Source organism: Aeromonas sp. ASNIH8 (assembly GCF_002919855.1).
In the GTDB taxonomy this organism is placed as follows: domain Bacteria; phylum Pseudomonadota; class Gammaproteobacteria; order Enterobacterales; family Aeromonadaceae; genus Aeromonas; species Aeromonas caviae.
In genome coordinates, this window is the sequence record NZ_PQLN01000178.1 from 1 (window position 1) to 3,734 (window position 3,734).

At 56.7% G+C, this 3,734-nt stretch carries 5 protein-coding genes; 3 read left to right on the forward strand and 2 right to left on the reverse strand.

The annotated features are described in order from the left end of the window. Both C3418_RS22980 and C3418_RS22985 read left to right on the forward strand, forming a co-directional pair. Window positions 1-662: IS5-like element IS5 family transposase (locus C3418_RS22980; protein WP_103859347.1), on the forward strand; the 662-nt coding region annotated here is incomplete at its 5' end. A gap of 217 nt (window positions 663-879) precedes the next feature. Then, complete coding sequence (locus tag C3418_RS22985) at window positions 880-1,704, forward strand: hypothetical protein (protein WP_146054151.1); 825 nt, start codon at window positions 880-882, stop codon at window positions 1,702-1,704. Window positions 1,705-1,849: 145 nt separating this feature from the next. Here C3418_RS22985 and C3418_RS22990 read toward each other — a convergent pair whose 3' ends face one another. Continuing rightward, a complete protein-coding gene (locus C3418_RS22990; RefSeq protein ID WP_103859348.1) occupies window positions 1,850-2,332 on the reverse strand; it encodes a VOC family protein in 483 nt (160 codons plus the stop codon). Window positions 2,333-2,560: 228 nt separating this feature from the next. Here C3418_RS22990 and C3418_RS22995 point away from each other — a divergent pair, with 228 nt between their 5' ends. Next, a complete protein-coding gene (locus tag C3418_RS22995; protein ID WP_010675078.1) occupies window positions 2,561-3,310 on the forward strand; it encodes a class I SAM-dependent methyltransferase in 750 nt (249 codons plus the stop codon). Window positions 3,311-3,434: 124 nt separating this feature from the next. Here the strand turns inward: C3418_RS22995 and C3418_RS23000 are convergent, their stop codons facing one another. Beyond that, complete coding sequence (locus tag C3418_RS23000) at window positions 3,435-3,680, reverse strand: hypothetical protein (RefSeq protein ID WP_045524410.1); 246 nt, start codon at window positions 3,678-3,680, stop codon at window positions 3,435-3,437. Between the last annotated feature and the right edge of the window lie 54 nt (window positions 3,681-3,734).

A 3,734-nucleotide genomic window follows, 5' to 3' on the forward strand; every position in this document is an offset into this window, starting at 1 on the left:
ATTTCCGCCACCTGCTGGAGCAGCATCAACTGGCCCGCCAATTGTTCAAGACCATCAATCGCTGGCTGGCCGAAGCAGGCGTCATGATGACTCAAGGCACCTTGGTCGATGCCACCATCATTGAGGCACCCAGCTCGACCAAGAACAAAGAGCAGCAACGCGATCCGCAGATGCATCAGACCAAGAAAGGCAATCAGTGGCACTTTGGCATGAAGGCCCACATTGGTGTCGATGCCAAGAGTGGCCTGACCCACAGCCTAGTCACCACCGCGGCCAACGAGCATGACCTCAATCAGCTGGGTAATCTGCTGCATGGAGAGGAGCAATTTGTCTCAGCCGATGCCGGCTACCAAGGGGCGCCACAGCGCGAGGAGCTGGCTGAGGTGGATGTGGACTGGCTGATCGCCGAGCGCCCCGGCAAGGTAAGAACCTTGAAACAGCATCCACGCAAGAACAAAACGGCCATCAACATCGAATACATGAAAGCCAGCATCCGGGCCAAGGTGGAGCACCCATTTCGCATCATCAAGCGACAGTTCGGCTTCGTGAAAGCCAGATACAAGGGGTTGCTGAAAAACGATAACCAACTGGCGATGTTATTCACGCTGGCCAACCTGTTTCGGGCGGACCAAATGATACGTCAGTGGGAGAGATCTCACTAAAAACTGGGAATAACGCCTTAAATGGCGAAGAAACGGTCTAAATAGGCTGATTCAAGGCATTTACGGGAGAAAAGATCGGCTCAAACTGAAAAAATGAAATGACTGAGTCAGCCGAGAAGAATTTCCCCGCTTATTCGCACCTTCCCTAGCCCGCCTGGCTTACCAACATATAAGGCGTCAGGATGATGCTGAACATGAAGGCTGCTATACACCGGATATGCGTGATAATGCCGAATATGCACGCAATGCAATTCTGACTGCATTGTTGGAGTCACAAGGAGAAGAAGGATGGCAAGTTAAACATGATATGGCCATTGACCCCCTATTTTCTCATTTTAAAGATCGGATTCTGGCATTAGCTCAGGAAGCATGGGCCAAAGAAATTGATTCGGTACTCTTGGATGAACAGCAATGTCGTGAACTCGAACATAAAGGTGAACTTCCACTGACTACTAATGCGGCTATGTTCACCTTGCTGCATGATCGCTTGGCTGATCTTGATGAATTATTAAATAGCGATGAGTCGCCACGTGAACTGTGGGCTGAAATACATCAAGAAAAATTAATGCGGCGTGCAATTGCACAAGAATTACAGCATGCTTCCAATGGGCTTTATAAGGTTGTTCAAGAAGCAGTGACTGCAGATGAAAAAGAGACCGATATTCGTCTTTGCTCACTTGCATCCAATTATGAAGCTGTAATCGAGTTGAAAATTGAGGATGGTAACAGGTGGTCAGCCAACGTCTTGCGAGAAACTATTAGGGAGCAGCTGGCAATTAAATACCTTTCTCTGGAGACCCGCTGCTCAGGCGCTTTGGTTATAACTCTATCTAAGAACCGCTATTGGCAGCATCCTGATAGCGGGGAAAGAATCGGCTTAGAAGAGCTCAAGGAGCTGTTGGATGATGAAGCCAGACGTGTAGAGCGGGAAATGGGAGGTGCAGTTTCATTGACCATACATGTACTGGATCTTAGACCGAGGCTGCTGACAGAAAAGCAGTCTCGGTCTGGGGTGATGAAGAAAAGGGTTAATCCTGCGTAAAGTTGCCAGTCTTTTGAACAGGATTTATCTCAGGCTGCAGTGAGAAATAGCTTCCAACCAGTACCTTTGGTAGGGTCTTTTCAGCACAATCTCCCACGGTGTTAGCTTTTGATCAATTAGCGAGATGTCGAGGGTTATGGTCACTTCAACCACGCCGCGCCGCCTCGATGGTGGCAATGTCAATCTTGTCCATTTGCATCATGGCCTCGAAGGCGCGTCTCGCTGCCTCGGGGTCGGGATCGCTTATCGCCTCGATGAGGACCTGAGGGGTGATCTGCCAGGAGATGCCCCACTTGTCCTGACACCAGCCGCACTCGCTCGCCTGACCGCCGCTGTCGATGATGGCGTACCAGTAGCGATCCGTCTCGGCCTGGTCCTGGGTGGCCACCTGAAACGAGAACGCCCAGTTGTGGCGGACCCCGGGCCCGCCGTTGAGGCCGAGGCAGGGGATCCCCATCACCCTGAACTCGACCGTCAGCACATCCCCTTCCTTGCCGGCGGGATAGTCGGCCGGGGCCCGGTGTACGGCACCGACGGCGGAGTCGGGGAAGAGGCTGGCGTAAAACCGTGCCGCCTCCTCGGCATCCCCGTCATACCAGAGGCAAATCCTGTTCTTGACTGGTCTCATTGTGTCGCAGCTCCATCCTGGTGTTTGTCCTTCGACGCCCGTGAGCGGGCGCCCCGATGGGTATCCTGCCGCCCGCAGCGCCTGCTGCTTCGCTGGGTGACAAGCCAGCCTGTACGCCGTTTGCCACCCGCTTGGGGCTTGCATGATGGGGTCAAGTGTAGTGGCATGGGGATCCTGGTCACCAGGCCGGGAGCCGGCATGAAGGCCGCAGCAAGAGAGGAGTCTGCCATGGACAGTACCCAGCGATTCTCGACCCGGGTCGAGGCCTATGTGAAATATCGACCCGGTTATCCCGCCGCCATGCTGGATTTTCTGGCAAGGGAGCTGGCCATGGGGCCAGAGGCCCAGGTGGCGGACATCGGCGCGGGCACCGGCATCCTGACCGCCCTGCTGGCCCCCCGGGTCGCGCGGGTCTGGGCGGTGGAGCCCAACGACGATATGCGGGCTGCCGCCAAACGGCTGCTTGCCCAGGTGGGGAACATCGGCTGGCTGCACGGCAGTGCGGAAGCCACGGGCCTGCCCACGGGGGCGATGGATCTGGTCACGGTCGCCCAGGCGTTTCACTGGTTCGATCGCGCGGCTTTTCGGCAGGAGTGCCAGCGGCTGCTCAAGCCCGGTGGCCAGGTCGCCCTCATCTGGAATGACAGGCTGACGAACACCCCGTTTCTCAAGGCCTATGAAGAGGGGCTGCACGCCTACTCGGGGGATTACGAGGAGGTCAATCATCGCAACCTCGGCGAGGCGGATTTTCGCGCCTTCTTCACCGGGGAGTACCGGCTCGATCGCTTCGAGAACAGCCAGCTGTTCGATCTTGACGGGGTGCTTGGACGGCTCAACTCCTCCTCCTATGCGCCTGTGGCGGGCACGCCGGCCCACGATCAGATGACGGCGCTCGTTCGCCGCGAGTTTGCTCGCCATGCCGTTGACGGCAAGATAGCCTTCAACTATTGCACCCTGGTCTACAGTGGCCGGGTGTAGCCCCGTTCAGCGCTGACATCCGCAGTGAAAAGGCCCCCGCCACTGATGGCGAGGGCCTTGTTTCATTTTGGTGGTCTGTATCCGAGCGATGCGAAAGAGACCGTCGCGCGGCGAAGGGGCGGTATCAGCCCTGATCGATGCCGAGGATGGCCATGGCCTTGGCCAGGGTATCGACCGATTCCTGATGCTTGCCCGCGTTGTGCAAGGTCTCTCCGTCCGCTCTCAACTGTTTTACCTCGGCCAGTTGCTCGGCACTGAGGGCGGGGCCTGCGGCCAGGGCGTCGTCTATCTTCTTCATGTCCATGGGGCAGTGGAAGGCGAGGGCGCTGCCGCAAGAGAGCAGGGCGGCCAACAACAGCATGAGTCTCATCTTTCGGATCTCCATGTGGGGTTCCCGTCAAGCATAGCCCCGCAGGGGGAGGGC

Bases quoted from the DNA above. Each gene is read 5' to 3' on its own strand.
- C3418_RS22995 (WP_010675078.1), top strand. From the start codon at position 2,561: ATGGACAGTACCCAGCGATTCTCGACCCGGGTCGAGGCCTATGTGAAA.
- C3418_RS23000 (WP_045524410.1), bottom strand. From the start codon at position 3,680: ATGAGACTCATGCTGTTGTTGGCCGCCCTGCTCTCTTGCGGCAGCGCC.
- C3418_RS22985 (WP_146054151.1), top strand. From the start codon at position 880: ATGCGTGATAATGCCGAATATGCACGCAATGCAATTCTGACTGCATTG.
- C3418_RS22990 (WP_103859348.1), bottom strand. From the start codon at position 2,332: ATGAGACCAGTCAAGAACAGGATTTGCCTCTGGTATGACGGGGATGCC.